Raw genomic sequence first — 24,853 nt, forward strand, 5'->3', positions numbered from 1 at the left:
TTTTATCTAGTCGGATATTCAATACAAATTAAGTACATCTCTTAGTGCGATTTCGCTACAATCTCAAGGATAAATTAAGAGGGTAGATATGTTTACAGGAATTGTTCAAACAAAAGCGACGGTGGTGTCGGCGAAGCAGGTCGATAATATTTTAAAATTAGTTATTTCTGTTGGTGCTGAATACCTCGATAAGCTGACCTTGGGTGCGAGCATAGCAATTAACGGATGCTGCCTAACAGTGGTGCACTTCGAACAGCCAGAAAATGACGTGGTAGGGCAAGTTTGCTTTGATGTGATTGATGAAACATTGAGACTCACTAATCTAGGTGAAGTACAAAGAGGGTCACAGGTAAACTTTGAGCGCTCGATGACATTTGGTACAGAACTCGGCGGTCATATAATTTCAGGGCACATTCAAACAAGCGCGAATATCAGTGAAATACATCGCAACGAAGGCAACTGTAGGATGCATGTAGCATTGTCAGAAACGTGGCATAAGTATGTTATGTACAAAGGCTTTATTGCGGTAAATGGTGCGAGTTTGACTGTGGGGGAGCTTGATCACACCGGCTTTTGGTTACACCTAATACCTGAAACGCTGGCGCTTACCAATTTGGGTACGATGCGTGTGGGAGATACTGTGAATATAGAGGTTGACCAACAAACCTATACGATTATTAATACCGTTGAAAACTACATGAAGAAGCAAACTCTATTGAAGCACAACTAGTACCTTGCCCGAGTAACGCCCTTTACCTCTATTTGCAGGTACCAAAAGCATTAGCTAAGGTTGTGTCAACTTGATAAGCAGCTCGCAAATGAGCTGCCCGTAATCTATATACTTCTACTTTGATTAAAACACTTGTTCGTCGTCGCTATCAACCCTAAGTTCAAGCTTATTGTGCAGTTGGTCTAAGTGCATATTTAGGTGTATTGGATTGCAACAAGCAGCACAGTCTTCGAAGTAGTCCTGATCGCCTTCACTTGTATCAAGATTGACAAAAATATGATGTCCACAATGCGGACATTCAATACGTTGTTGATATAGGTTTTTCATTGGCCCTCCACCTGAATTGGCCAAACTAAATACCTTTTAACTATAGCGCATTGTGACGAAAATATGGCAGTTATTTGAGCAGGGCTTGCACTTGTTCTGCCGCATCCCGTATGTACTTGCCAGCAAACAAGTTTGCTTGCACCAGAAGAGGATATAAGCGATAAATGTCTAAACGTTCAGGTGAATTTTCTGCGAGTGGATAGATAGACTCGTAACCACGATAGAAGTCATCTGGTAGTGGAGCGAATAACGAAGCCATCGCAATATCAACTTCTCTATCACCATAATAGCAAGCAGGGGAAAATAGCACGGGTTTTTGATGGCTAAAGCCAATGTTACCATGCCAAAAATTACCGTGAACTAGAGACGGTTGAACTTGGTGTGGAAGAAGTGGCTTAAGCTGCTCCACAAATGTGTCGATATCAGTGAGGATAATCCCTTTTTCAGCGAGCAGTTGTAGTTGCCAACCAATTCTTTCCTCAGCAAAAAAAACTTCCCATTTTTTGTGCCATTGATTTGGTTGCGGCAGCTCATGAATGTAATTGTCTTCTTCTAGGCCGTACATTTCCTGTTCATGACGTTGGTGCATTTTAGCAAGGCTTTGACCGCACTCAAGCCAGTTTTCATTGCGATGATCTAGTTCTAACCATTCCAGTACAATAAAACAAAATTCAACACTCGTACCCAGTGTTATTGTATCGGCCACGAGGAAATCAGAGTCGCGAATAAGCTTTTCACGATTAGATGCTTCACACTCAAATCGCTCTAAAGCTTGAATAGGAGCTACTTTGACCAAAAATTGATGGGTATCGTCTGCAATCTTATAAAGTTTTTTAGACCCATAACTTTTTAAGGTTTGCTTCGAAGAAAACTCAAATGCGTCATGGAGAGATTCAGAGATTTGTTGGTTGACTTTGTTCCACATAAGTTAGATCCAACATATTCACTTACTCTAAAATATGGTTGAAATTCTCAAGATCACAAATACTTGAGGCCTTTTTCTAAAAAAAATAAAATATCATGTCTGTCATTTTATCCAAGGGAAGTACATTGAATAAAAATATCATCACCAATCTACTGGCGATACTGCTAACCGGTACTGGCTTCGCACTGGAAAACGATGTGTTGTTTTCGGTTGGATTGTTTGCACTATCTGGTGCAATGACGAATTGGTTAGCGGTACATATGTTATTTGAGAAAGTGCCTTTCCTCTACGGTTCAGGGGTTATCACGCTTAAATTCGAGTCGTTTAAAACGTCGATTCGAGAGCTCATCTTGAGCGAGTTCTTTAGTAAAGAAAAACTAGAAAAGTTTCTCGGCAAGGAGCACCCAAAGTTTGACTTGGCACCTATCGCTAATAAAGTCGATTTAAATCCTGCGTTCGACCGTTTGTTAAGTGTGATTGAGGCGTCTCAATTTGGCGCGATGTTACAGATGTTTGGTGGGACTGAAGCTGTACAACCGTTGCGAGAACCATTTATAGAGAAAATGCGATTAGCAATAGTTGAGCTTGGTGAACAGCCAGAGTTTGATGCTGCAATTGGTGAGTCACTCAGTAATGGCCTACTTGGCGATGATTTACATCAAACCATTGAAAAAGCGGTAGATGAGCGACTTAATGAGCTAACGCCGCAAATGGTAAAGGAAATTGTACAAACCATGATTAAGACTCACTTAGGTTGGTTAGTTGTGTGGGGTGGGGTTTTCGGTGGTCTATTTGGGTTGTTGGCTGCAATCGTATAGTAGAAAAAGGCGTAGTCAGGGATTGCTACGCCTTGCTTTTTTGTTTACAAACATGTCGACATGCCTACTTTGAACCTGAGACAAAAATAGTCTTTTGGTCTATTTGAGCGATGTCTTTGATGCTGGTCCGTGTACTGCTGTCTACACCGAGGAAATCAGCGGCTTTGTTGAATCCATAGGTGGCTGCAAATTTACCTATTGGCATATCATTACAGTGTAGTTTTTCCTCGACAACTCGTTTTTTGAGGTGGTTATCTTTAATGGTGTGGAACAGGTGGATTCTATTGTCTTTGACAACCGACATACAAACTTTGGTGGCTCTGCTATCATCCGCAGCAACAAAATCTGCTGCAGAAGTTGTTCCTACTACTAAAAGCGAGGTTGCACATACTAAATTTAACAGTTTCATGATTAGCTCCTTGGCTATCTCTAGGACACGTTATTAGTATTGCGAAAGTTTTCATGTAATGCTGTAAACCAAGTAATTCTGAATGTAATAGAGTATGTCAAATGTGTACAAGAATTCTAACTGCATGTAAAATATTGGATTATTTTATTTCTGAAGATACAGATAGTTGAAACTTTTTTTGCTATAAAATACTATTATCGATAATTTAACACCTCATTCTTACATTTACCTCTTATCTGCTACTTGTGTGTCAAAACGTGTCAATATAGATGCTAATTTACATTTTGTAATGGCAGCTAAGCCTTTTCAAATTACTCACTGATGACAACATGCGTTATAATATCCGGACGTTCGTCGTAATTACTTGTGACTGAAGCTCATAATTGCGTAAAGTGCGATGGCATGAGTTAAAGTCACAAAAAACAATAGAGATGACAAAAAATGTATAAATTTGCTCCCTCCATAGTCGTAGCTGGCATTGCCGCAGCTTTGATGGGCTGTCAGGATAATGGCCCACAAAAAGAAAAAGTTACCATAGAGAAAAACCCATACCCAAGTACTTACAAGCCTGTACCTTCTCAATCAACCCTAATCACTAATGCAACCGTTCTGACCGGAACCGGTGAAAAGATAGAACAAGGTGATGTATTTATTGTTGACGGTAAAATCAAGCAAGTTGGTAAAGACCTATCTGTCACGGCAGATATTACCATTGATGCTGAAGGTAAATGGGTAACACCTGGCATCATCGATGTACACTCTCATTTAGGGGCTTACCCCAGCCCAAGCGTAGAATCGCACAGTGATGGTAATGAAATGATTAATCCTAATACTTCACAAGTATGGGTTGAGCATTCTGTATGGCCGCAAGATCCTGGCTTTAACCGAGCTAGAGAAGGGGGGATCACCACGCTACAAATCTTACCTGGCTCTGCAAACCTATTTGGTGGTCGTGGTGTTACCTTAAAGAATGTGCCAGCACCAACAATGCAAGCAATGAAATTCCCAGATGCGCCATATGGATTAAAGATGGCATGTGGTGAGAATCCAAAGCGTGTATATGGCTCCAAAGGTGTTGCCCCTTATACTCGCATGGGTAACATGGCAGGATACCGTGAAGCTTGGATTGAAGCTGGTGAATATAAGCGCGCTTGGGAACAGTACGAAGCCGAATATGCTGCTGGCTTGAATCCGGATGCACCAAAACGTGATATCAAGTTCGATACGCTTCGTGGTGTGCTAGATGGTGAAATCTTGATCCATAACCATTGTTACAAAGCGGAAGAAATGGCAATGATGATTGACTTGTCTAAAGAGTTTGGTTATCACGCAGGAACCTTCCACCACGGTATTGAAGCATACAAGATTGCTGATTTGTTAGGTGAAAACGGTAACTGTGCAGCGCTGTGGCCAGATTGGTGGGGCTTTAAGATGGAAGCCTATGATATGGTTCAGGAAAACGTTGCAATTGTTGATGCAGTGAAAAACTCATGTGCAATTGTTCACTCGGATTCAGATACCACAATTCAACGCTTGAATCATGAAGCCGCAAAAGTGATGAACACGGCTAACCAGTCTGGCTTTAACATCAACGAACAGCATGCAATTAAATGGATCACCTCGAACGCTGCTAAATCGTTAGGCATTCAGGATAAAACAGGATCGCTTGAGCAAGGCAAACAAGCCGATGTAGTAATTTGGAACACCAACCCGTTTAGCGTGTACTCTCGTGCAGAGCAGGTCTTTGTGGATGGTGGTAAAGTCTATGATCGTCACGATGAAAAATATCAAGCGGTTAGTGATTTTATGTTAGGTCAAAAGTAAGGAGTTGATGAGATGAAAACCATGAAACTAACCATGATCACTAGCGCATTGCTAGCTCACTCTGTTGCTTTTGCCAATGTTACTGCAATTACTAATGCAACGATCCACACCGCGACAGATGCTGGCGTTCTTGAAGGCGCGACCTTAGTTATCGAGAACAGTAAAATAAAAGCGATTAATCCAGACAACGTGACTGCTGATGTAACGATTGACGCCAGCGGTAAGGTTGTCACGCCAGGCTTTATCGGCTCAATGAACCAACTTGGTTTAGTTGAAGTTGGTGCTGTTGCTGCTTCTCGTGATGCTGGTGATGACGATGCCGGCGCAGACTTTGACGCAAGCACCGCATTTAATCCACGTAGTAGCTTAATTGCCTATGCAAGGAAAGGCGGTGTAACGCAAAACTTTGTCGCGCCTTGGGGTGGTAAAAGTGAGTTTGCAGGGCTCGGTTTTGTTGTTGACTTATCTGGTGAATTTAACAGTGTGACCGACAAGCAAACAGCGTTAATTATTCATCTGGGTGCCAAAAGCAAAGGGTCTCGTGCAAAAGCGTTAGATAACGTTGTTAAAAAGTTTGAAGCACAGCAAGAAAAGCTTGCTAAGAAAGACAAAAAAGACGAGGGAAAACCGAGTTCAGAAGAACAGGTGTTAACTCAAGTGCTTGCGGGTGATATGCCTGTGATTGCGACGCTTTCAAGAGCGTCGGATATTCTTGAAGCGATTAAGCTAAAAGAAAAGTTTGGTTTAGATCTGATTATTCAGGGGGCAGATGATGCGGTAGTGGTCGCTGAGCAATTAGCTGAGGCGAAAGTACCAGTTATTTTGAGTGCGGTATCAAACCTACCAGCTAGCTTTGACTCAATGCATGCAAGTCTAGATAACGCAGGTAAGCTTGAGAAAGCAGGTGTCAATGTCATCCTGTCAATTGGTGGTGATGGTAGTCATAACGTCTACCAGCTACGTTTTGATGCAGGTATTGCTGTAGCAAATGGCATGAGTCATGAAGGCGCACTTAAGGCGGTTACCGCTAACCCTGCGAAAGCACTGGGCATTGATGGCGGTGTGATTGAAGCAGGTAAACGTGCAGACATCGTAATGTGGAGTGCGGATCCTTTCGAATTCAGCACCACAATCGATAAAATCTGGATCAATGGTGAGGAAGTGTCTACTGAGTCACGCCACGATAAACTAAGAGACAGATATACGACAGATTCTGATATGCCAAGAGCGTATACGAAGTAATGTTTTTATACAGGGCCTCATTTGAGGCCTTTTTTAATTCGGTTGTCCCGTCCTAAATACATTTGGCGGGTTTTGGCAACCCCGCTATTTTTGTCGCTTGTTTGGCTGGACCTTTTGGAAATAACTTATACAAATAGATGCTATTGCCTTTATCCTCGCCTAGTGCTTTAGCCATTGCCTTTACCAGCATACGGATCGCGGGGCTGGTATTGTATTCGAGATAAAAATTTCTCACAAACTCAATGACTTCCCAATGTGCATCTGAAAGCTCAATATTTTCTTCTGCGGCTAGAAGTGGTGCTAAATCTTTAGTCCATTGAGTATGGTCTAGCAAATAGCCTTGTTTATCTGTCTCGATAGTTTGGTTGTTAAATTCTAGCATGATGATTACCAAGTAATTGAATTGTTCATAGTCATGGTCAGCTCAACCCAATCTTTGTCAGAAATAAGCTTTACTCCGGCTTCTGGGACAATACCTCTGGCACTGGCGCAAGTTTGCAGCATCACCACATTTGCATCTCCAGCTGAGATACGCGTTTGCCCAAAGCAGCCATCATTACATAATAAAATTGTGTCTTGATGGGATACAAACTGCAGCTGATCGCATGCTTCTATACTAGAAATAATATGTAGCGTACTCATAGTGTCACCACAAAGTCATGTTGTTTGATTAACGCAAGGATTTCATGTTGATTTTTGATTTCAGTAGCAACAGCAAGGGAGTGTACCGATACGTTAAACTCCTCCATCGCTGACTGACAGACATAAACCCGCTCGACATCATAAATTTCCAGAGTTTTTAATTGTTTAAACATGTCTTTTAAACCCAGTATTGGCGCATTGAGGGTTTTCTGGAGTGATAGCACAGCAGAACCGGTAAAAAGCCAGCTTACTTGTTGATCAATCGCTGCATAGATTAGTGCGACATCCAGCGCTTCTTTCAGGCTATTTTGGTCAAATGGACTGGTTTGAGAAATGATTAACACGTTTTTACTCATTTAAACTGCATCCACTTATCAGACTTACTCGAGATCATGGCAAACTCCGCAAGGCCAGCAACGGTGAAAGGGCTAACGTCTTCGATGCTAACGCCGCGTTTTTCCGCAGCTGTGACACACAGCAACAGGGGGATCCCTTTATCTTTGATGCGTTGCCAAAGTGCGTTGACTTGCAATTCGTCGGAAGCGTGTACGATATTTTGACTGGCGTGATAAACACCATCTTGGTATAAAAAGATACACGCGATTTGATGGTCACTTTTAATAGCGGCATCGACATACCGTTCTAGTAAAGTTAACTTTGACTGTGCAGCTACGCCAAAGTGAACTGATATGGCTATTTGACTCAAATTTTACTCATAAAAAAAGCCCCGTAATGGGGCTTATTTTATCAGAAATTCTGAGTTAGTCATCCGACGCGCCTAAAAGGGCAAGGATACTGGTAAATAAGTTATAAATACTTAAATACAAGCTCACAGTTGCAAGCACGTAGTTTGTCTCGCCGCCGTTGATAATTCGGCTTGTATCATAAAGGATAAAGCCAGACATTAATAACACGACTGCCGCGTTAATTGCCATAAACGCGATGCTAGATCCAATGAACAAGTTTACTAGGCTTGAGATAATAACCACGATTAAACCAACCGTTAAAAAGCCACCCATAAATGAGAAGTCTTTTTTCGTAGTTAGTGCATAAGCTGATAAACCGAAGAAAATTAACGCTGTTGTGCCAAGTGCTTGTGCTATCAACATGCCACCATTTGGTAGTGCAGCATAGTGATTAAGCATAGGCCCAAGGCCGAAGCCTAAAATACCAGTAAATAAGAATACAAGACCGATAGCAGAAGATGAGTTTGCTTTTTTACCGATAACAAAAAGCAAACCAAATGCAACTAATGAACAAACAATACCGGTAAATGCTGGTAATGCCATTGTCATTGAAATTGCGGCTGTTACTGCACTAAACGCTAATGTCATTGCCAACAGGAAGTAAGTGTTTTTCAACACTTTGTTTGTTTCCATTGTCGACATGACAGGTTTTGCAGTGTTGTATGAATGATTGAATGCCATGATTCAAGCTCCTTAATAAAACATGCTGATCCCAAAAATAACTAAGATAAGAGTATCAATTGTTATATGTTGGGGCAATGATTTCTGGATCAATATCTGTCGTTAATTGGGTCTCTACAGTAATATTTACTCAATACGTAAGACTTTGAATATTTTCAAAAGTTCGCTGAAATATCTAAAATACGCATAATTTTGACTGGTTCTTAGACGATTGAGCCAAATTTTACGCAAATGATCAAATAATTGAAAAAAAAGCTTCACAAGCGCATAGGGATTCTCTATTATTCGCCCCGCTGCGGAGAGATGGCTGAGTGGTTGAAAGCACCGGTCTTGAAAACCGGCATACGTTAATAGCGTATCTAGGGTTCAAATCCCTATCTCTCCGCCACTTATTTTAGATTCGTGCTATTAAGCGTGGATCATAGGTTTTGGAGAGATGGCTGAGTGGTTGAAAGCACCGGTCTTGAAAACCGGCATACGTTAATAGCGTATCTAGGGTTCAAATCCCTATCTCTCCGCCACATTTAAAGCCCTCATATTTGAGGGCTTTTTTGTTTCTGATAACAGAAATCTCCGGTCACCAATATACTCTCGATAAAAATACCTATTAGACCAAAGTCGGCTAGTGCAGAGGCACTGCTTGCACAATACTCAGTAGTGTTGAATGAATAATTAGTGTAGAGAGTGTTGAATATGAAACAAGTTGGCAAAGGAGTAGGGTTCTCTTTATTATCACCGTTAATCGTGGGTGGTGTGCTTGGGATTTACTACAGCTTTACACTCGGTCGCAGTGAGATGTTCTTTAACTTACTACTCAGTGCAATTTCTAACGCATACATCGTTGGTCTTGCTATGTGCCTATTCGTTGTTCCCGGATATATCCTTATGTTTAGGTACAACAAGGTGCAATATGGTGGTCTGTTAACACTGGGCTTACTTGGTGGTGCGGTATTTAGCTATCTTTTCGCTGCACAATCGGGTGTCGGTTTTATTGTTAACGCCTTAATGTCAATGCTCGCAGCGGGGCTATTCTTGTTTGGTTTGCGGGCAGGTCATCGTAAAACTGAGTGATAATTAACCGAGCAGTCTCAGTTTTACAGATAATTAATACTTTTTCAGTCGAAAAGGTTTTAATTATTTCTCCGAAAGAGTACCTTTAGCTTTTGTCGTTCAATTCGTGAATTTGATGGTAATGCAAAAGCAAGACTTTTATCAGACTTTAGTTAAACAGGCTCAAGGGCTAATCAGTGGTGAACACAATGTGATTGCCAATATGGCAAACTTGAGTGCGCTTTTATTTACAACTCTTGAAGATATCAACTGGGCAGGCTTTTATCTTATGGATAGCGCTGAAGAGTTGGTTCTTGGGCCATTCCAAGGCAACCCAGCCTGCATCCGAATTCCTGTTGGTAAAGGGGTATGTGGCACAGCAGCTGCAACTTGTGAAACGCAATTGGTTGAGGATGTTCATGCGTTTGCAGGCCATATTGCTTGCGACGCAGCATCAAATTCAGAAATCGTGATCCCTGTTTTTAAAGATAATAAAGTGATTGCCGTGCTAGACATTGACAGTCCTAGTCTGGCAAGATTTGACGAGCAGGATAAGATCGGATTAGAAGCGTTAGTTAAAGTGTTTGAGGAAACGCTTTAATGAAAGATATGCTTCAGGTACAAGATTATTTGTTTTCTTACGCCGATGTTGGTGATTGGGAAGGCGAAGAAGAAGTTGTTGCAGAACGCTTAAATGAACTTATTCATCACGCATGGGATTTACTTCCCGAAGATTTAGACTGTGACACAATAGATAGGCTCATAGAAGGTATTTGGGAACATCTTCGCGGTGATTTAGCGCTTCTTGAAGCAGAGATAGAAGAGCTAATTGACTGGGTTACACACTATATAAACTCGTCGCTCGATGAGCAGATGTAATTAATAGGTTTAAAAATGGAAACCACAAACAAGCTAAAAGACACAAATGAAGTATTAGACTTCTTATTTTCAGAATTTCCTAACTGCTTCAAGCAAAAGGAAGGGATTAAGCCATTAAAGGTTGGTATTTTCAAAGATATCGCTGAGCGTATTGAGGGTTCTGACAAAGTCAGTAAAACCCAAGTACGTCAAGCGCTTCGTAAATACACTTCAAACTGGCGTTATCTCGAAGCAGTCACTAAGAACGAGTTTCGTGTAGACCTAGACGGCAATCAGGCTGAAAAGGTTGAACAAGAGCACGTTGAACACGCAGAAAAAGCATTGGCCGAGAGCCGTGCCAAAATGGCTAAGCGTAAAAAGCCGCAGCGTCCAAACAATCGCGATGGCGAAACAAAATCTTACAAAAAGAAACCTCACTCAAGGGATCGTCAAGACCAAAAACGCCCTAAAATGAGTAATAAACCTGCTGAAGTTAAACCTAAGCGCAGTGGTAAAGTTGAACCTTTACCGGCTGAACAGGTCAAGGTTAATAACAAAGTTAAAGTTAAACTTGGTCAAGCGCTTGTTAACGCTACTATCACTGAAGTCAAAAATGATGAAGTGCACGTAGAGCTTGTAACAGGAATGCAAGTTAAAACTAAAGCAGATAGCCTATATATTCAGTAAGGAGTTGTATATGAGTAAAAAGTTACCACTCATTTCCCTAGTCGCCGCGTTCGTATCGAGTGTTACTTTAGCCTCAACAAGCACAGTCACTATTAAGGACTTGCCAGTTCTTAAACCTGAAGCGCAACACACCACGGCTAGTAAACGAGTGACTAACCTATTTACTCGGCAACACTACAAACGCTTCAGCTTTGATGACAGCTTATCGGATAAAATTTTCGATCGTTACGTAGAAGCCATCGACTTTAACAAGTCTTTGCTTTTGCAGTCGGATATCGATAGTTTTCAACAGTATCGTAAGCAATTTGATGATGCATTGATCTCAGGAAAACTGGGTTTTGCTTATGATATGTTTAACCTAAGCATGAAGCGTCGCTTTGAGCGCTATGATTTTGCCATTGGCTTACTCGACAAAGAAATGAACTTTGACAAAAAAGATGAGTTCATTTTTGATAGAGAAGAGCAAAATTACGCAACCGCGACAAGCGAGCTTGACGAATATTGGCGCCAGCGCGTTAAATCTGATGCGCTGCGCTTAAAATTGACTGGGAAAAATTGGGAAGAGATCAAAGAAGTCCTTACCAAGCGCTACAAGAATGCGCAAAAACGTCTAGTCCAAACGAATAGTGAAGATGCATTCCAAGTAATCATGAATGCGTTTGCACGCAGCATTGAAGCGCACACATCTTATCTTTCGCCACGCCGTGCCGAACAGTTCAAAATGGATATGGACTTAGAGCTGGAAGGTATTGGTGCGGTATTAAGTTACGATGAAGATTATACTGTGATCCGTAGTTTAGTCCCCGGAGGCCCTGCGGACAAAACCGAAAAGCTTAAGCCGGACGACAAAATCATCGGTGTAGCACAAGATAATAAAGAATTTGTAGATGTTATCGGCTGGCGTTTAGATGATGTGGTCGATCTCATCAAAGGCCCTAAGGGGACCAAGGTTAGACTTCAATACCTTAAAGGTACTGATAGTCACGGTACGCCAAAAGTCGTTGAAATTGTTCGTGACAAAGTAAAATTAGAAGACCGCGCAGTTAAGTCTTCAGTCTTTGAAGCCAAGTATTCTGAGCTACAAAGCAAAATAGGCGTGATAGAAATCCCAAGTTTCTACAATAATCTTTCTCAAGATGTAAAAACTGAAATCGCTAAACTTAAAGAAGCCAAAGTAGATGGGGTTATCATTGACCTTCGTCAAAATGGTGGTGGGTCGCTTTACGAAGCGACCCAGCTATCCGGTTTATTCTTTGACCAAGGTCCAGTTGTTCAGATCCATACCGCTTACAATCGTGTCGAAAGTCAACAAGATAGGGATGGCATTACCTTCTACGATGGGCCTTTGACTGTTTTAGTTGATCGCTACAGTGCATCGGCATCCGAGATTTTTGCTGCTGCGATGCAAGACTATGGCCGAGCAGTAGTGATTGGTGAGCAAACCTTTGGTAAAGGCACCGTGCAACAACATCGTGGCCTCGGTAAAAATTACGATTTATTCGAAAATCCTTTGGGAAGTGTAACCTACACGATTGCGAAGTTTTATCGTATCGACGGTGGCAGTACACAGCATAAAGGCGTGATCCCTGATATCTTGCTACCATCGGCAATCAATCCAGAAGAGTGGGGAGAGAGCCAAGAGGATAATGCGTTGCCTTGGGATAGTATCGTTCGTGCAAAATATGCGAGCCTCGATAATTTGTCGCCAACTATCCAATACTTGAGTAAGCGCCATGATGAGCGAGTAAAAGCAGAGCCAGAATTCGAATATATTTATAAAGATATTGAAGAATACAAAGCGCGCAAGGACGATAAGGCGATTTCATTAGTTGAAGCTGAGCGTATCAAAGAGCGTGAAGACCGCGATGATCTGGTATTAAAACGCACGAATGAAAGGCTGAAACGTCTCGGTTTAGAGCCAGTTAAAGATTTGGACGATGCACCAGAGGTTATTTCAGAATTAGACCCTTACCTTGAAGAGGCTGCGCTTATCACGCAGGACCTAATTTCATACGGGCGGGTAGCCAAAAACGAAGTTAAAAAATAAATAAAAGGCGCTTCAAGCGCCTTTTATTATGCCTTTTACACTTACTTTTACTTAACTAATTTTGTTATCATCTGCCAGATTTTCTAAGCTGATACTCTTTTGAGGCTTTTTGAGAATGGTGCGTGGCTCGACCACTGGCAACCTAGCTACTCAAAACGGCTCAAAACGGTATACTGCAAATAAAATAATTATAAGCATGGGTCGTCGTGCGTAGGAGTATTCCTTTTGAAACAACAAAAACAGCCGTCATTTATTGACGCCCTTATTCCGATCACATTGTTGGTCGCTTTGCTCGGTGCTGCGGTGTACCTCTATGGTGACAGCTCATCATCAGGTCCAAATCAAATAGCCCTACTTTTTGCAACATTCACTGCGGCGCTTGTCGGTCTAAAAAACGGTTTTACGTGGAAGACGCTTGAAGAAGCGATGATAAAAGGGATAACTATCTCTCTTGGTGCTATTATCATTTTATTGATGGTAGGTGCCTTAATCGGTACTTGGTTGCTGTCTGGAACAGTCCCAACACTGATATATTACGGACTACAAATTATCAATCCAAGTTGGTTTTATGCCGCGAGTTGTTTGATTTGTGGAATTGTGGCGATGAGTATAGGCAGCTCATGGACGACGGCCGCAACCATAGGTGTAGCGCTACTAGGTGTGGCGACGGGGCTTGGCTTAGATCAGGTCGTAACCGCGGGTGCAGTCATTTCAGGTGCTTATTTTGGCGATAAGTTAAGCCCATTATCTGAAACCACAAACTTAGCGCCTGCAGTTGCCGGTAGTGATTTATTTGACCATATTCAGCATATGCTTTGGACCACAGTACCTAGCTTTGTAATCGCACTTATTATATTTATTGTCATGGGCTTTAATGCTGAAGCGTCAAGTGAAGCGGGGCGAATAGATGAAATTGTGTCGATACTACAAACTAACTTCAACATTAACCTGCTAATGCTAGTTCCTTTGCTGGTGCTGCTTGGGCTTGCTATCAAGAAGATGCCAGCTTTTCCGGCGATTTCAATCGGCGCGGTGATGGGGGCGATATGGGCAGTGCTGTTCCAAGGAGACCTTATTGCAAGTCAAATTGGTGCTAGCCAAGGTGAGTTAGTGGGCTATGTGAAATTGGTGTGGGCAACTTTCTTTGACGGTTTTGCGTTGCAAACAGGCGATGCAAAAATGGACGATTTGCTAAGTGGCGGTGGCATGTCATCAATGCTAACGACAACTTGGCTGGTGATGACGGCATTGATGTTTGGCGCCATTATGGAAAAAACTGGCTTACTTGATGTCTTCGTACGCAGCATTCTTAAAATTGCAAAAAGCACAGGCTCACTAATTGCCTCGACTATTGCAACTTGTATTGGTACAAATCTAGTTGCCGCGGATCAGTACATCGCGATTGTTGTTCCTGGTCGTATGTTCAAAGAAGAATACAAAAAGCGCGGTTTGAAGAGTGTAAACCTCTCACGTACGCTGGAAGATGGTGGCACAATCACCAGTCCACTGATCCCTTGGAACACCTGCGGCGCATATATGCAGAGTGTACTACTGATCAATCCGTTTGATTATGCCATGTACGCATTTTTTAACTTGATCAATCCTGTGCTGGCGGTCATCTACGCGTATCTTGGTATCAAGATCCTTAAGATTACGCCACCAACAGTAAACGCGGAAGAACCAAATGAGAAAGCAGGGCAAGCGTAAAATAGCGCATTTGCAATCTTGATCAGGCCTTTTCCAACAGGTCAAGTAGAAATTAAACGCCTATCCTTAGAATTGGCGATATCAAATTTGTTTTATCACTCGCCCCTTTTTGGGGCGTTTTTGTAAGGACTATATATGACTCAAAAACCACAAGCCAAATTTCTTAAAGATTACCTTGCACCAAGCCATACCGTTGATACGCTTTGCTTGACCTTTGAGTTAAGCCCAAGAAATACCTTAGTGACTGCTGTAAGTCAGTTTGTCGCTGTGAGCGATGCGACACAATTAATTTTGGATGGTGTCGACTTAGAGTTAGTATTTTGTCAGGTAAATGGTGAAGAGTGGCAAAGCCTTGAAAAATCTGACTCAGAATTGATTCTTTCTAACTTGCCAAAGGCCTTTGAACTTAAAATTGTCACTAAAATTTCGCCGCAAACAAACACCTCACTTGAAGGCTTATACCTCTCTGATGGCGCTTATTGTACGCAATGTGAAGCGGAAGGTTTTAGAAAAATCACCTACTTTATGGATAGACCTGATGTACTGACGACTTATACGGTGACGATCATCGGTGAGTCAAAGTATCGTTACTTATTATCAAATGGCAATAAAGTTGAAGAAGGAAGCTTAAGTGACGGCAGACATTTTGCAAAATGGCACGATCCGCACAAAAAACCAAGCTACTTGTTTGCCTTGGTTGCTGGCGATTTTGATGTATTAGAAGACAATTACAGCACTAAGTCGGGTAGAGAGGTGAAGTTGGCGTTATTTGTCGATAAAGGCAATTTACATAAAGCTCCCCATGCTATGACGTCACTAAAAAAGGCCATGGAGTGGGATGAGTCAAGGTTTGATTTGGAATACGATCTCGATATATACATGATTGTCGCGGTTGATTTTTTCAATATGGGGGCAATGGAAAATAAAGGTCTGAATGTTTTTAACAGTGCCTGTGTGTTGGCAAGCCAAGAGACTGCGACAGACCGAGACTTTCACACCATTGAATCGATAGTTGGACATGAATACTTCCATAACTGGACTGGGAACCGGGTTACTTGCCGTGATTGGTTTCAGCTTAGTTTAAAAGAAGGCTTAACCGTATTTAGAGATCAGGAGTTTAGCAGCGATCTAGGTTCTCGAGGCCTAAACCGTATTGACGCGGTAATGGCGATGCGTACGCATCAGTTTGCAGAAGACGCGGGGCCAATGGCACATCCGATAAGGCCACAGCAAGTTATTGAAATGAATAACTTCTATACCGTAACTGTTTATAACAAAGGTGCTGAAGTGATCCGTATGATGCACACCTTATTGGGGGAAGCAAACTTCCAAAAAGGGATGAAGCTCTACTTTGAGCGTCATGACGGACAAGCTGTGACGTGCGATGATTTCGTTAATGCAATGATGGATGCTTCTGGTGTTGATTTAACGCAATTTAAACTATGGTACGAGCAATTCGGCACGCCAAGAGTAAAAGTGGCTACCGAGTATGACAAACAGGCACAAACATATGCGATTACGGTGAGCCAAAGCCATGCTGATTGCGACCCCGTAAAAGCGCCACTGCATATTCCTTTTAAGCTAGAGCTTTTGGATGAGCAAGGTGAAAGCATTCCGTTGCTAACAAAGCACGGAGAAATACAACGAGCGTTAGATATTACTGAATTTGAACAGCGGTTTGAGTTTGAGCAAGTTGTAAGTAAACCAGTTCCTGTATTACTAGAAGATTTCTCAGCACCTGTGCTTATGGAGTACAGCTATACTATTGATGAGTTACTACACATATTGCGTTTTGCACGTAGTGATTACGCTCGTTGGGAAGCAGTGCAGCAAATCTTTATGATTGAAGTTAAACGAGCGGTTACGTCAGACGACTTCGCACTGGATTCAAAAGTTCTCGGTGCATTGTCCTCATTGGTGGAAGCGTTAGATGGAGACCTTGCGCTACTGGCTGAGTTATTGACTTTACCAACGTTTGATACGTTAGCCAGTCAATTTGAAATTATCCCAGTAGACAAACTCGTTTCAATTTCTGATGCATTTGAAATGCAAATTGCGCAATCACTGCAATCGGTGTTTGAACACGCTTATTTATCTTTGCAAGACTCAGGCTCATTAGAAGCAAAGGATGTCGCGATCAGAGCCTTTAAAAATAAAGCGCTTTATTACTTAGCGAAAACAGATTCCGATAGTGTTGACTGCGCGCTAGATAATCAATTTTCTTCAAGCAATATGACCACTAAGTTGGCATCATTAAAAGCAGCCGTCGCCGCGCAGCACACAAAGATGGAAAGCTTGTTCAGTCAATTTGATAGTCAATGGCGTCACGATAGTCTAGTCATGGACAAATGGTTTGCATTAAGTGCAAGCTTATCCAACGACGAGGTGATATCGAATATAAATACGCTTTATGCGCATCCTTGTTTTGACAAAGGCAATCCTAACCGTGTTCGCGCATTGATAGGAAGCTTCGCAAGAACTAACCCTGCGCAATTCCATCGTACAGATGGTAAGGGCTATGCGTTATTGGGAGACCTATTAGTGGAGCTAAACAGTATCAATCCACAAAATGCGTCTCGTATGATCACGCCGTTCATGTCATGGAAGCGTTATGATGAAACGCGGCAACAGCTGATGCGGGCACAGTTGAGTCGTTTGGCTAACTTAGAAGGCTTAAGCGACGACTTATATGAGAAGGTAGAGAAGGCGCTAGCGCAGTAGATGAAAGAGTACTTCTTTTACATGGATTTGAGTTATGACAAGTGCCTCGGTTACTACTACGGGCACTATACTTCAGTGCAAGTGATTGAAGATGGGGGCAAGAGTATTCGCTTCCCCGCAGAGCGTATTCGCCCCTTTATTTCATCAATTGGGATCAGGGGGAGATTCCGTCTCATCTTGGATGATAGCAATAAGTTTCTATCGTTAGAAAAAGTCACTTAATCGAAGTAGAACTGCAAAACATATTTTATTTTTGTTAAATGAGTTTGTTATAAGCTTGAAATACGTGTTATAAATTATCTGGTAGGACGTCTTACCAAGAGTAAAATACGCCCCTAGAGGCGAAAAAGCGTTGATTTAGTGGAGCAGTATTTGTATTTTCGCGGTTTCGCTTCTATCGTTTAGACAACAAAAAACAATAACTCTAAGAGCTTAAGCTCTAGACATGACCCGCCAAAAGGGGGAGAAATAATGATAAAAAGATCGCTCTTTGTGAAAAACAAAATCATGCTCGGTCTTAGTGCGGCAGTAATGGGAGCTGCCGCCACGTCAGTACACGCGGCCAGTTTTGAGGTTGGTGATTTCGAAATTACCTTCGACTCGACTTTTTCTTATGGTCAAAGCATTCGCGTTGAAGATCGTAACTTTGATTTCATCGGTAAAAGTAATCATCCACAGTTTAACTGGGATGGTTATAAAGCAACCACTGGCAATACCATCTATTCTTCGTCACAGATCTGGTCACAACAGGGTGCCTATTCAAATAATGGTGATGCTGGTAACCTAAATTTTGACTCTGGAGATACTTTCTCTCAGTTGTTAAAAGGTACCCATGATTTAGCAATTACCAAAGATAACTATGGTTTGTTCACTCGTTTCATGTATTTCTACGACTTTGCGATGGAAGATGGGGATTTTGCGTATAGCAACCCTGTTTCAGGCAAAAAAGTTGACCCGTGTGAAGACGACGATACCAGAAAACAAGTCTGTTCGGATTTACGCTTGCTAGATGCATTTGTTTGGGCGGATTTTGACCTCAATGATGGCAAAAACCCGCTCTCCGTGCGTTTAGGTCAGCAAGTCGTTAACTGGGGTGAAAGTACGCTTATTTCCCACGGCATTAACGTCAACCCAGTGGATATTGACCGTTTGAAAGCGCCTGGCTCTGAAGTAAAAGAAGCCTTTATCCCTGTAGGTATGCTTTGGGCGTCGATTGGTTTGTCTGAAAACGTTAACCTTGAAGGCTTTTATCAGTATCAATGGCATGAAACCAGATTGCCAGCAACAGGTAGTTACTTCTCAACCAATGATTTTGCATCTGAAAACGGTTATATGCAAAACGTTCAGCTTGGTTTTACCTCAAACCCTGATATTGATCTGTATCACCTAACGGATGCATTAAACAGCTTATATGCTGATGCAACGGCCGCATTGGTTGCTCAAGGTGTAGTACCAACAGCACAAGCAGTTGGCAGCGCTGCAGCGTCCATGTATATGGCTTATCCGACTAAAGTGGCGCTTAAAGGAAAAGGGAATAACGGTAAGAGCGAACCTGATGATGGTGGTCAGTACGGTTTACGCTTAGGTATTTTCTCTCCAGAGCTAAACGACACTGAATTTGGTTTGTATTACATTAATTACCACAGCCGTAGACCTCTGATTTCTGGTAAAGCTTCTAACTTTACAGAGCAAGCGATCATGGCTGATTTAGCTTACATCGCACAAAATCAAATTACCGCAGACAATGTCACTAACTTAAATGCCTTTACTCAAGCGCAAATTACCTACCCAGAAGACATCAAACTGTATGGTTTGAGTTTTAATACCGCGATCGGTGAAACCGCATTTGCTGGTGAAGTGGCATATAGACAAGATGAGCCACTACAGATAGATGACGTTGAACTACTTTACGCAGGTATGGTTGAGCAGTTAGCCGCTGCGGGTCTGCGTGATGATTTGGCTGGTTTATCTCAGCTTAGTCAAGGGGACGATATCGCTTTTGTGGGTCCTGGTGAAGTGGCGCAAGGTTATATCTTGCGAGACACTATTCAAGCACAGTTTACAGCAACACATTTGTTCGGCCCATCGCTCGGTGCAGATAGTTGGGCTGTGGTTGGTGAAGTAGGCGCAGTTACTATTAAAGACATGCCAGAGTACGATGAGCTTCGTTTGAATGTTTCAGGTACTGGCCGAAGTGGCACGATTGAGGGGCTTTCTGGCCGAGATTACAATCTTATCCACCAAGCGGTTTCAAATGGTCCAGAAACCAACCCATTCCCATCGGCTTCTGCATGGGGCTATCGCCTTATTGCAAAGGGTGAGTATAACAACCTATTCAGTGGTGTGAATTTTTCTCCACGCGTAGTGTTCTCACATGATGTTAACGGTATCACCCCGGATCCTATGTTCTTATTCATTGAGGATCGTAAATCGCTAGGCATTAATCTTAACTTTAACTACCTAAATTCGTGGTCATTTGATTTTGGCTATAACACGTTTTGGGGTGGTGGTAAGACGAATACCTTTGCGGACCGTGATTTCATCTCATTCAACATTAAGTATTCAATTTAAGGGCTTTCGATATGTTTAGAAAACCTACATTTATCGCAGCAACAATAATTACAATGCTGTCTGCCAGCAGCGCTATGGCTAAGATGAGCGCTGACGAAGTTGCACGTTTAGGTAAAGATTTGACGCCTATCGGTGCAGAGAAAGCGGGTAATGCCGATGGCAGTATTCCGGCTTGGAATGGTGGGATCACAGCGCCTCCAGCTGGTTATGAAGTGGGCATGCACCATCCAGATCCATTTGCTGATGACAAAGTATTGTTTACAATTGATAAATCAAATTTAGATAAATACAAGTCATTATTAAGCCCTGGCCAAATTGCGTTATTTGAAACGTATCCAGAAACGTTCAAAATGAACATTTACCCAACTAGACGCAGCGCGTCTTATCCGCAGTTTGTGTATGATGCAACAAAGAAATACGCATCTACAGCAGAGCTGATCGAAGGTGGTAACGGCATTAAAAATACCGCTATCGGTATTCCATTTCCGGTGCCAAAAGATGGCTTAGAAGCTATCTGGAACCACCTATTGCGTTTCCGTGGCTTGTCGATTGCACGTTTCGGCGGTCAAGCGATGCCAACGGAGTCAGGTGCTTACAACATTATCGGTTTCGATGAGCAACTATTGGTTAAGTACTCTGCAACAGACGCAACCCCTGAAGCGTTGCAAGAGTCAAATATCCTGTTTAAGTTTAAGCAGCAAGTGACAGAACCTGCACGTCTCGCTGGAACTGCATTGCTTGTACATGAAACCATGGACCAAATTTTGACACCTCGTCAGGCTTGGACCTATAACGCAGGCCAGCGTCGTGTAAGACGTGCGCCAAACGTTGCATATGATGCACCAGGAACTGCGTCAGATAGCTTACGTACAACAGATGACTTTGATATGTTTAACGGCTCTCCAAACCGTTATGATTGGAAACTTGTTGGCAAAAAAGAGATGTATATCCCTTACAACAGTTACAAACTACATAGCGACAAGTTGAAGTATGATGATATCTTGATGGCCGGTCATATCAACCCTGAGCATGTACGATATGAAAAGCACCGCGTATGGGTAGTCGAAGCTAACCTGAAAGAAGGTACTCGCCATATTTACAAAAAGCGTGTGTTCTATATTGATGAAGATAGCTGGCAAATCCACGTAACGGATATCTATGATAACCGTGATCAGATGTATCGCGTCGCGATGGCACATGGTCTTAATTACTACGAAGTGCCGACGCATTGGAGTACGTTGGATGTCTATCATGATCTAAACTCTCGTCGCTACCTTGCGATTGGGTTAGATAACGAAGAAGACATGTATGACTTCAGTCAGTCTTTCAACGATAACGAGTTTACTCAGGGTGCGCTGCGCCGTGAGGGTCGCCGTTAATCAAATATTATCAGGCTGAAGCAACCTCGCTTCAGCCTTCTTCCTCCTTTCCTCTCACAACTCGAGTGTTTTCTCATGATGAAGAAGTTAGTAGCAGCCTCGATTTTAACTATGGCGCATGTAGCAGTAGCCGAAAGTAGTGATCAGATTTCAGCACAATCAGCCCTGATGGTCGCTCACCCAGAACAAACGCTTTTCACGGATATTACAGATAACGGTGATGCGTTAATTGCGGTAGGTAAACACGGCACAATAATTATTAAACAAGAAGGGCAAAACTGGACGCAGGCAGAGGTGCCAATTCAATCACTGTTGACCTCTGTGACATTCAAAGGCAAAGATATTGGTTGGGCTTGTGGCCACGACGCTAGCATAATCAAAACCACAGACGGTGGTAAAACATGGGCGCTAAAACAATATCTACCAACATTGGAAAAGCCTTGTCTTGATATTGAGTTTATTGACCAACAACACGGCTTTGCTGTGGGCGCTTATGGCATGTTTTTTGAAACCACTGATGGTGGTGAGTCTTGGACAAAACGTTTTATCAGTGAATTTGTTCACCCCGATGATGTCGACTACTTAGCCGATTTAAAAGAGCAAGACCCCGCGGCATACGAACAAGAAACGGCGTTTATTCTTCCCCATTTTAATCGCCTGTTGATCGCCGAAGGCATGATGTACCTTGCCGGTGAAATGGGACTTGTGGCACAAAGTGATGACTTAGGAAAAACATGGCAAAAATTTGAGCCTTTTTATCGCGGTTCATTTTTTGCTGTTGATCAAACCTCAGATAAGCAACTTATTGTTGCGGGCCTTAGGGGTAACGCATTTATTGGCAATGCACAGCAAGTAGTTCAACTTGATACTCAAAAAACGGCGACAATAAATAGTATTGCCCACAAAGATAATGTGACCTATATGTTTGCTAACAGCGGCGTAATATTCACGTTGAAAGCAGGTAAGCTAACCTCAAAACAACTAAAAACCGGCCACTCTATTTTAGCAGGTGTGGTTAAAAAGAATCAGCTAATTCTAGCTACGGAGCAGGGGATTGCTGAGGTAGAGGTGAACAACTAATGCAAGCGTTTTTAAATCAATTGGTATACGCCATCTTTAGGCATCGTATTACCGTCGTGTCTTTTTTCGTACTGACGACGATATTTTTGAGCTTCAAAGCCACGCAAATTCAGCTCGATGCGTCATTTAACAAAAATATTCCACTAAATCATGAATACATGAAAGTTTACTTGAAGCACGAAAAACAGTTTGGTGGTGCAAATAGTATTCTTATTTCTGTTTGTGATAAAGATGGTGACATCTTTAATGAGCCATTTTTCACTCAGCTAAAAGCGGTGCATGATCAGCTCTATTTTATCCCAGGTGTTAATCGTCCACTGGTGAATTCAATCTTTGCACCCAGTGCGAGATTCGTTGAGGTGGTAGAAGACGGCTTTGCCGGTGGACCTATTATTCCGGCTAATTTTCAACCTACTGAACAAGGCCTAGCGGTTGTAAAGCAGAACATTGAAAAAGCAAAAGTTGTGGGTCGTATGGTTGCGAGCGATTATTCTTGTGCCATGGTAACCGCTCAGCTAATGGAAACCGATCCGCAAACTCAAGAAAAGCTTGATACCTTAGCCTTTGCGCAAAAATTAGAGTCTGAGATCCGAGCGCCTCTTAGCACTGACAAAGTGAGCATACATATTATTGGCTTTGCGAAAATGGCCGGTGACATTGCTGATGGTGCGAAAGGTGTAGTGCTTTTCTTTGCGTTAGCAATTGCTTTTACTTTTATTATGGTCTGGATGTTCTGTAAGAGCTTTAAGCTTACGCTGCTTCCGATTGTTTGTTCATTTATTGCTGTGATTTGGCAGATGGGCTTACTCAGTACTTTGGGTTTTGGTGTTGACCCTATGTCTATTTTGGTGCCTTTCTTAGTCTTCGCTATTGGCGTGAGTCACGGTGTGCAAATGATCAACGCGATAGGTAAAAAAGTAGCGGAAGGGGTAAGCTGCAAAGTGGCTGCTGAAGCGAGCTTTAAAGCATTACTTATCCCTGGTGGCATTGCTCTACTTTCGGACACCGTTGGCTTCTTAACCTTACTGGCAATCGACATCGGCATTATTCGTGAACTTGCTATTACTGCCAGTTTAGGGGTTGCAGTTATTATCTTTACCAACTTGGTACTGCTTCCTGTAATGGCATCGTTCTTTGAGTCTGCAAATATTAAGCGACTTGGTGATGGTAAAAACGCCAGCCATGGTATGTTTGAGGCAATGCGAGAGGCCTTGGTGAAAACCACAGACAAAAAAGTGGCCAGAGTGATTTTGTTTATCAGTGCAGTACTATTCGCATTTGGCTACTGGCAATCTGAAAAAATGCGTATTGGTGATTTACATGCTGGTGCACCGGCGCTACATGAAGATGCCAGATACAACCAAGACACTTTCCTTATCTCAGACCGTTATGCAATTTCTTCTGATATCTTAAAGGTCATTGTCGAAGCGACACCTGCGGCTTGTACCGAGCACGATACAATGGAGCGTATTAGTCGTTTCCAATGGCGAGTAGAAAACTTACCGAGTGTACAATCGGCTGTTTCTTTAAGCTCCGTTGCACAAGCGGTTAATGCTGGGTACAACGAAGGTAACTTAAAGTGGCAGACGTTACCAAGAAATACCGCTTCTCTAGTTCAAGCTACCTCTCGAGTGGAGACAAGCTCAGGGCTACTTAACGGTGATTGTTCGGTGATGCCTATTATCATCTTTATGGCAGATCATAAGGCTGAATCTATCGACCATGTGATTGCGAAGATAAAAGCGTTCTCAGAAGAAGAGGGAACTGATGACGTTGCCTTTAAATTAGCATCAGGTCCAATCGGCGTGATGGCGGCAACAAATGAATCCGTTTCCGAGGCGCAGGTCCCTATGATGATCTATGTGTACGGCGCGGTGATCCTGTTGTGCCTAGCGAGCTTTAGGAGCGTGCGAGCGACTATCGCAGTGGTACTACCTTTATATGTGGTATCAACGTTGGCTCAGGCGCTTATGGTGCAGCTTGAAATCGGGTTAACAGTATCGACGTTACCAGTAATTGCTTTGGGTGTGGGAATAGGTGTCGATTATGGCATTTATATTCTATCCTCTATGATGGGACAGCTTAAGCAAGGTATGCCGTTGTCGGTCGCCTATCGAAATGCACTTGCTGAACGAGGCAGTGCGGTACTGTTTACGGGTATCACATTGGCGATTGGCGTAAGCACATGGATTTTCTCTGCGCTTAAGTTCCAGGTTGATATGGGTATCCTTTTAACCTTCATGTTCTTGGTAAATATGCTGGGTGCTGTGCTGCTTTTACCGGCAATTGGAACGCTTATCTGGTCTGACCAGAAAAAATAATGTGAATAATTGTGCTCCTTTTTATTTGGTATTGGCGATTTATATCTATTTTTTGTGAATAGATGAGCAAACAGCTGAAAAGCTTGAA

At 42.5% G+C, this 24,853-nt stretch carries 24 protein-coding genes and 2 tRNA genes; 18 read left to right on the forward strand and 8 right to left on the reverse strand.

Annotated features, from left to right (window positions below):
* Window positions 1-88 precede the first annotated feature (88 nt).
* The gene (locus PNC201_RS07770; RefSeq protein WP_010604611.1) at window positions 89-730 is read left to right on the forward strand and encodes a riboflavin synthase; all 642 of its coding nucleotides are present in this window, start codon (window positions 89-91) and stop codon (window positions 728-730) included.
* 123 nt (window positions 731-853) lie between these two features.
* Here PNC201_RS07770 and PNC201_RS07775 read toward each other — a convergent pair whose 3' ends face one another.
* Window positions 854-1,057 (reverse strand): CPXCG motif-containing cysteine-rich protein, encoded by a 204-nt coding sequence (locus PNC201_RS07775; RefSeq protein ID WP_102056703.1) that lies wholly within the window; start codon window positions 1,055-1,057, stop codon window positions 854-856.
* Window positions 1,058-1,127: 70 nt separating this feature from the next.
* Window positions 1,128-1,982, reverse strand: a complete 855-nt coding sequence (locus PNC201_RS07780; RefSeq protein ID WP_102056704.1) for a fructosamine kinase family protein — start codon at window positions 1,980-1,982, stop codon at window positions 1,128-1,130.
* 125 nt (window positions 1,983-2,107) lie between these two features.
* Here PNC201_RS07780 and PNC201_RS07785 point away from each other — a divergent pair, with 125 nt between their 5' ends.
* Complete coding sequence (locus PNC201_RS07785) at window positions 2,108-2,800, forward strand: hypothetical protein (RefSeq protein ID WP_010604614.1); 693 nt, start codon at window positions 2,108-2,110, stop codon at window positions 2,798-2,800.
* Window positions 2,801-2,864: 64 nt separating this feature from the next.
* On the opposite strand, the gene PNC201_RS07790 is transcribed toward PNC201_RS07785, so the two are convergent.
* Window positions 2,865-3,209: a DUF3718 domain-containing protein gene (locus PNC201_RS07790; RefSeq protein ID WP_102056705.1), complete on the reverse strand. Its 345-nt coding sequence runs from the start codon at window positions 3,207-3,209 to the stop codon at window positions 2,865-2,867.
* A gap of 441 nt (window positions 3,210-3,650) precedes the next feature.
* Between PNC201_RS07790 and PNC201_RS07795 the strand changes: the two genes are divergently transcribed.
* Window positions 3,651-5,033, forward strand: coding sequence for an amidohydrolase (locus tag PNC201_RS07795; protein WP_010604616.1), 1,383 nt, complete (start codon window positions 3,651-3,653; stop codon window positions 5,031-5,033).
* A gap of 12 nt (window positions 5,034-5,045) precedes the next feature.
* The gene (locus tag PNC201_RS07800; protein ID WP_102056706.1) at window positions 5,046-6,275 is read left to right on the forward strand and encodes an amidohydrolase family protein; all 1,230 of its coding nucleotides are present in this window, start codon (window positions 5,046-5,048) and stop codon (window positions 6,273-6,275) included.
* Between the two features lie 52 nt (window positions 6,276-6,327).
* Here the strand turns inward: PNC201_RS07800 and PNC201_RS07805 are convergent, their stop codons facing one another.
* The 5 genes from PNC201_RS07805 to PNC201_RS07825 are packed head-to-tail and all read right to left on the reverse strand — an operon-like array spanning window position 6,328 to window position 8,344.
* Window positions 6,328-6,657, reverse strand: a complete 330-nt coding sequence (locus tag PNC201_RS07805) for a TusE/DsrC/DsvC family sulfur relay protein (protein ID WP_045989037.1) — start codon at window positions 6,655-6,657, stop codon at window positions 6,328-6,330.
* 5 nt (window positions 6,658-6,662) lie between these two features.
* The gene (locus tag PNC201_RS07810) at window positions 6,663-6,917 is read right to left on the reverse strand and encodes a DsrH/TusB family sulfur metabolism protein (protein ID WP_102056707.1); all 255 of its coding nucleotides are present in this window, start codon (window positions 6,915-6,917) and stop codon (window positions 6,663-6,665) included.
* Window positions 6,914-7,273, reverse strand: a complete 360-nt coding sequence (locus PNC201_RS07815; RefSeq protein ID WP_102056708.1) for a DsrE family protein — start codon at window positions 7,271-7,273, stop codon at window positions 6,914-6,916. Before PNC201_RS07815 ends, PNC201_RS07810 begins: the two co-directional genes overlap by 4 nt.
* Complete coding sequence (gene tusD / locus PNC201_RS07820; protein ID WP_010604621.1) at window positions 7,270-7,623, reverse strand: sulfurtransferase complex subunit TusD; 354 nt, start codon at window positions 7,621-7,623, stop codon at window positions 7,270-7,272. Before tusD ends, PNC201_RS07815 begins: the two co-directional genes overlap by 4 nt.
* Before the next feature lie 55 nt (window positions 7,624-7,678).
* The gene (locus PNC201_RS07825) at window positions 7,679-8,344 is read right to left on the reverse strand and encodes a Bax inhibitor-1/YccA family protein (RefSeq protein ID WP_010604622.1); all 666 of its coding nucleotides are present in this window, start codon (window positions 8,342-8,344) and stop codon (window positions 7,679-7,681) included.
* Between the two features lie 297 nt (window positions 8,345-8,641).
* Here PNC201_RS07825 and PNC201_RS07830 point away from each other — a divergent pair.
* From PNC201_RS07830 to PNC201_RS07895, 14 genes are all read left to right on the forward strand, one after another.
* A tRNA-Ser gene (locus PNC201_RS07830) sits at window positions 8,642-8,732 on the forward strand.
* 42 nt (window positions 8,733-8,774) lie between these two features.
* Window positions 8,775-8,865: transfer RNA gene (locus PNC201_RS07835), tRNA-Ser, on the forward strand.
* 172 nt (window positions 8,866-9,037) lie between these two features.
* The gene (locus PNC201_RS07840) at window positions 9,038-9,415 is read left to right on the forward strand and encodes a hypothetical protein (RefSeq protein WP_010371562.1); all 378 of its coding nucleotides are present in this window, start codon (window positions 9,038-9,040) and stop codon (window positions 9,413-9,415) included.
* A 121-nt stretch (window positions 9,416-9,536) separates the two neighbouring features.
* Entirely contained in the window at window positions 9,537-9,995 is a 459-nt protein-coding gene (locus PNC201_RS07845; RefSeq protein ID WP_010604624.1) for a GAF domain-containing protein, read from the forward strand.
* The gene (locus PNC201_RS07850) at window positions 9,995-10,273 is read left to right on the forward strand and encodes a hypothetical protein (protein ID WP_102056709.1); all 279 of its coding nucleotides are present in this window, start codon (window positions 9,995-9,997) and stop codon (window positions 10,271-10,273) included. The genes PNC201_RS07845 and PNC201_RS07850 overlap by 1 nt, the downstream gene beginning before the upstream one ends.
* Before the next feature lie 15 nt (window positions 10,274-10,288).
* Window positions 10,289-10,939, forward strand: a complete 651-nt coding sequence (proQ, locus tag PNC201_RS07855) for an RNA chaperone ProQ (RefSeq protein WP_010604625.1) — start codon at window positions 10,289-10,291, stop codon at window positions 10,937-10,939.
* 10 nt (window positions 10,940-10,949) lie between these two features.
* Entirely contained in the window at window positions 10,950-12,986 is a 2,037-nt protein-coding gene (prc, locus tag PNC201_RS07860; protein WP_102056710.1) for a carboxy terminal-processing peptidase, read from the forward strand.
* 225 nt (window positions 12,987-13,211) lie between these two features.
* Window positions 13,212-14,693 carry a Na+/H+ antiporter NhaC gene (gene nhaC / locus PNC201_RS07865; protein WP_102056711.1) on the forward strand — a complete coding sequence of 494 codons (1,482 nt, stop codon included), beginning with the start codon at window positions 13,212-13,214 and terminating at the stop codon, window positions 14,691-14,693.
* Window positions 14,694-14,828: 135 nt separating this feature from the next.
* Window positions 14,829-17,414: an aminopeptidase N gene (gene pepN, locus PNC201_RS07870; RefSeq protein WP_102056712.1), complete on the forward strand. Its 2,586-nt coding sequence runs from the start codon at window positions 14,829-14,831 to the stop codon at window positions 17,412-17,414.
* On the forward strand, window positions 17,415-17,636 hold the full coding sequence (locus PNC201_RS07875; protein ID WP_010604628.1) for a DUF2835 domain-containing protein: 222 nt from the start codon (window positions 17,415-17,417) through the stop codon (window positions 17,634-17,636).
* A 249-nt stretch (window positions 17,637-17,885) separates the two neighbouring features.
* Window positions 17,886-19,985: a DUF1302 domain-containing protein gene (locus tag PNC201_RS07880; protein ID WP_010604629.1), complete on the forward strand. Its 2,100-nt coding sequence runs from the start codon at window positions 17,886-17,888 to the stop codon at window positions 19,983-19,985.
* Window positions 19,986-19,996: 11 nt separating this feature from the next.
* Window positions 19,997-21,364: a DUF1329 domain-containing protein gene (locus PNC201_RS07885; protein ID WP_017218691.1), complete on the forward strand. Its 1,368-nt coding sequence runs from the start codon at window positions 19,997-19,999 to the stop codon at window positions 21,362-21,364.
* Between the two features lie 78 nt (window positions 21,365-21,442).
* On the forward strand, window positions 21,443-22,444 hold the full coding sequence (locus PNC201_RS07890) for a WD40/YVTN/BNR-like repeat-containing protein (RefSeq protein ID WP_233525248.1): 1,002 nt from the start codon (window positions 21,443-21,445) through the stop codon (window positions 22,442-22,444).
* Window positions 22,444-24,765, forward strand: a complete 2,322-nt coding sequence (locus PNC201_RS07895) for an efflux RND transporter permease subunit (protein ID WP_102056713.1) — start codon at window positions 22,444-22,446, stop codon at window positions 24,763-24,765. Before PNC201_RS07890 ends, PNC201_RS07895 begins: the two co-directional genes overlap by 1 nt.
* Window positions 24,766-24,853: the final 88 nt, after the last annotated feature.

This window comes from Pseudoalteromonas sp. NC201 (assembly GCF_002850255.1).
Lineage (GTDB): Bacteria > Pseudomonadota > Gammaproteobacteria > Enterobacterales > Alteromonadaceae > Pseudoalteromonas.

Coding starts and splice junctions, on each gene's coding strand:
- PNC201_RS07770 (WP_010604611.1), top strand. CDS start 89: ATGTTTACAGGAATTGTTCAAACAAAAGCGACGGTGGTGTCGGCGAAG.
- PNC201_RS07775 (WP_102056703.1), bottom strand. CDS start 1,057: ATGAAAAACCTATATCAACAACGTATTGAATGTCCGCATTGTGGACAT.
- PNC201_RS07780 (WP_102056704.1), bottom strand. CDS start 1,982: ATGTGGAACAAAGTCAACCAACAAATCTCTGAATCTCTCCATGACGCA.
- PNC201_RS07790 (WP_102056705.1), bottom strand. CDS start 3,209: ATGAAACTGTTAAATTTAGTATGTGCAACCTCGCTTTTAGTAGTAGGA.
- PNC201_RS07795 (WP_010604616.1), top strand. CDS start 3,651: ATGTATAAATTTGCTCCCTCCATAGTCGTAGCTGGCATTGCCGCAGCT.
- PNC201_RS07800 (WP_102056706.1), top strand. CDS start 5,046: ATGAAAACCATGAAACTAACCATGATCACTAGCGCATTGCTAGCTCAC.
- PNC201_RS07805 (WP_045989037.1), bottom strand. CDS start 6,657: ATGCTAGAATTTAACAACCAAACTATCGAGACAGATAAACAAGGCTAT.
- PNC201_RS07810 (WP_102056707.1), bottom strand. CDS start 6,917: ATGAGTACGCTACATATTATTTCTAGTATAGAAGCATGCGATCAGCTG.
- PNC201_RS07815 (WP_102056708.1), bottom strand. CDS start 7,273: ATGAGTAAAAACGTGTTAATCATTTCTCAAACCAGTCCATTTGACCAA.
- PNC201_RS07825 (WP_010604622.1), bottom strand. CDS start 8,344: ATGGCATTCAATCATTCATACAACACTGCAAAACCTGTCATGTCGACA.
- PNC201_RS07840 (WP_010371562.1), top strand. CDS start 9,038: ATGAAACAAGTTGGCAAAGGAGTAGGGTTCTCTTTATTATCACCGTTA.
- PNC201_RS07845 (WP_010604624.1), top strand. CDS start 9,537: ATGCAAAAGCAAGACTTTTATCAGACTTTAGTTAAACAGGCTCAAGGG.
- PNC201_RS07850 (WP_102056709.1), top strand. CDS start 9,995: ATGAAAGATATGCTTCAGGTACAAGATTATTTGTTTTCTTACGCCGAT.
- proQ (WP_010604625.1), top strand. CDS start 10,289: ATGGAAACCACAAACAAGCTAAAAGACACAAATGAAGTATTAGACTTC.
- prc (WP_102056710.1), top strand. CDS start 10,950: ATGAGTAAAAAGTTACCACTCATTTCCCTAGTCGCCGCGTTCGTATCG.
- pepN (WP_102056712.1), top strand. CDS start 14,829: ATGACTCAAAAACCACAAGCCAAATTTCTTAAAGATTACCTTGCACCA.
- PNC201_RS07875 (WP_010604628.1), top strand. CDS start 17,415: ATGAAAGAGTACTTCTTTTACATGGATTTGAGTTATGACAAGTGCCTC.
- PNC201_RS07880 (WP_010604629.1), top strand. CDS start 17,886: ATGATAAAAAGATCGCTCTTTGTGAAAAACAAAATCATGCTCGGTCTT.
- PNC201_RS07885 (WP_017218691.1), top strand. CDS start 19,997: ATGTTTAGAAAACCTACATTTATCGCAGCAACAATAATTACAATGCTG.
- PNC201_RS07890 (WP_233525248.1), top strand. CDS start 21,443: ATGAAGAAGTTAGTAGCAGCCTCGATTTTAACTATGGCGCATGTAGCA.
- PNC201_RS07895 (WP_102056713.1), top strand. CDS start 22,444: ATGCAAGCGTTTTTAAATCAATTGGTATACGCCATCTTTAGGCATCGT.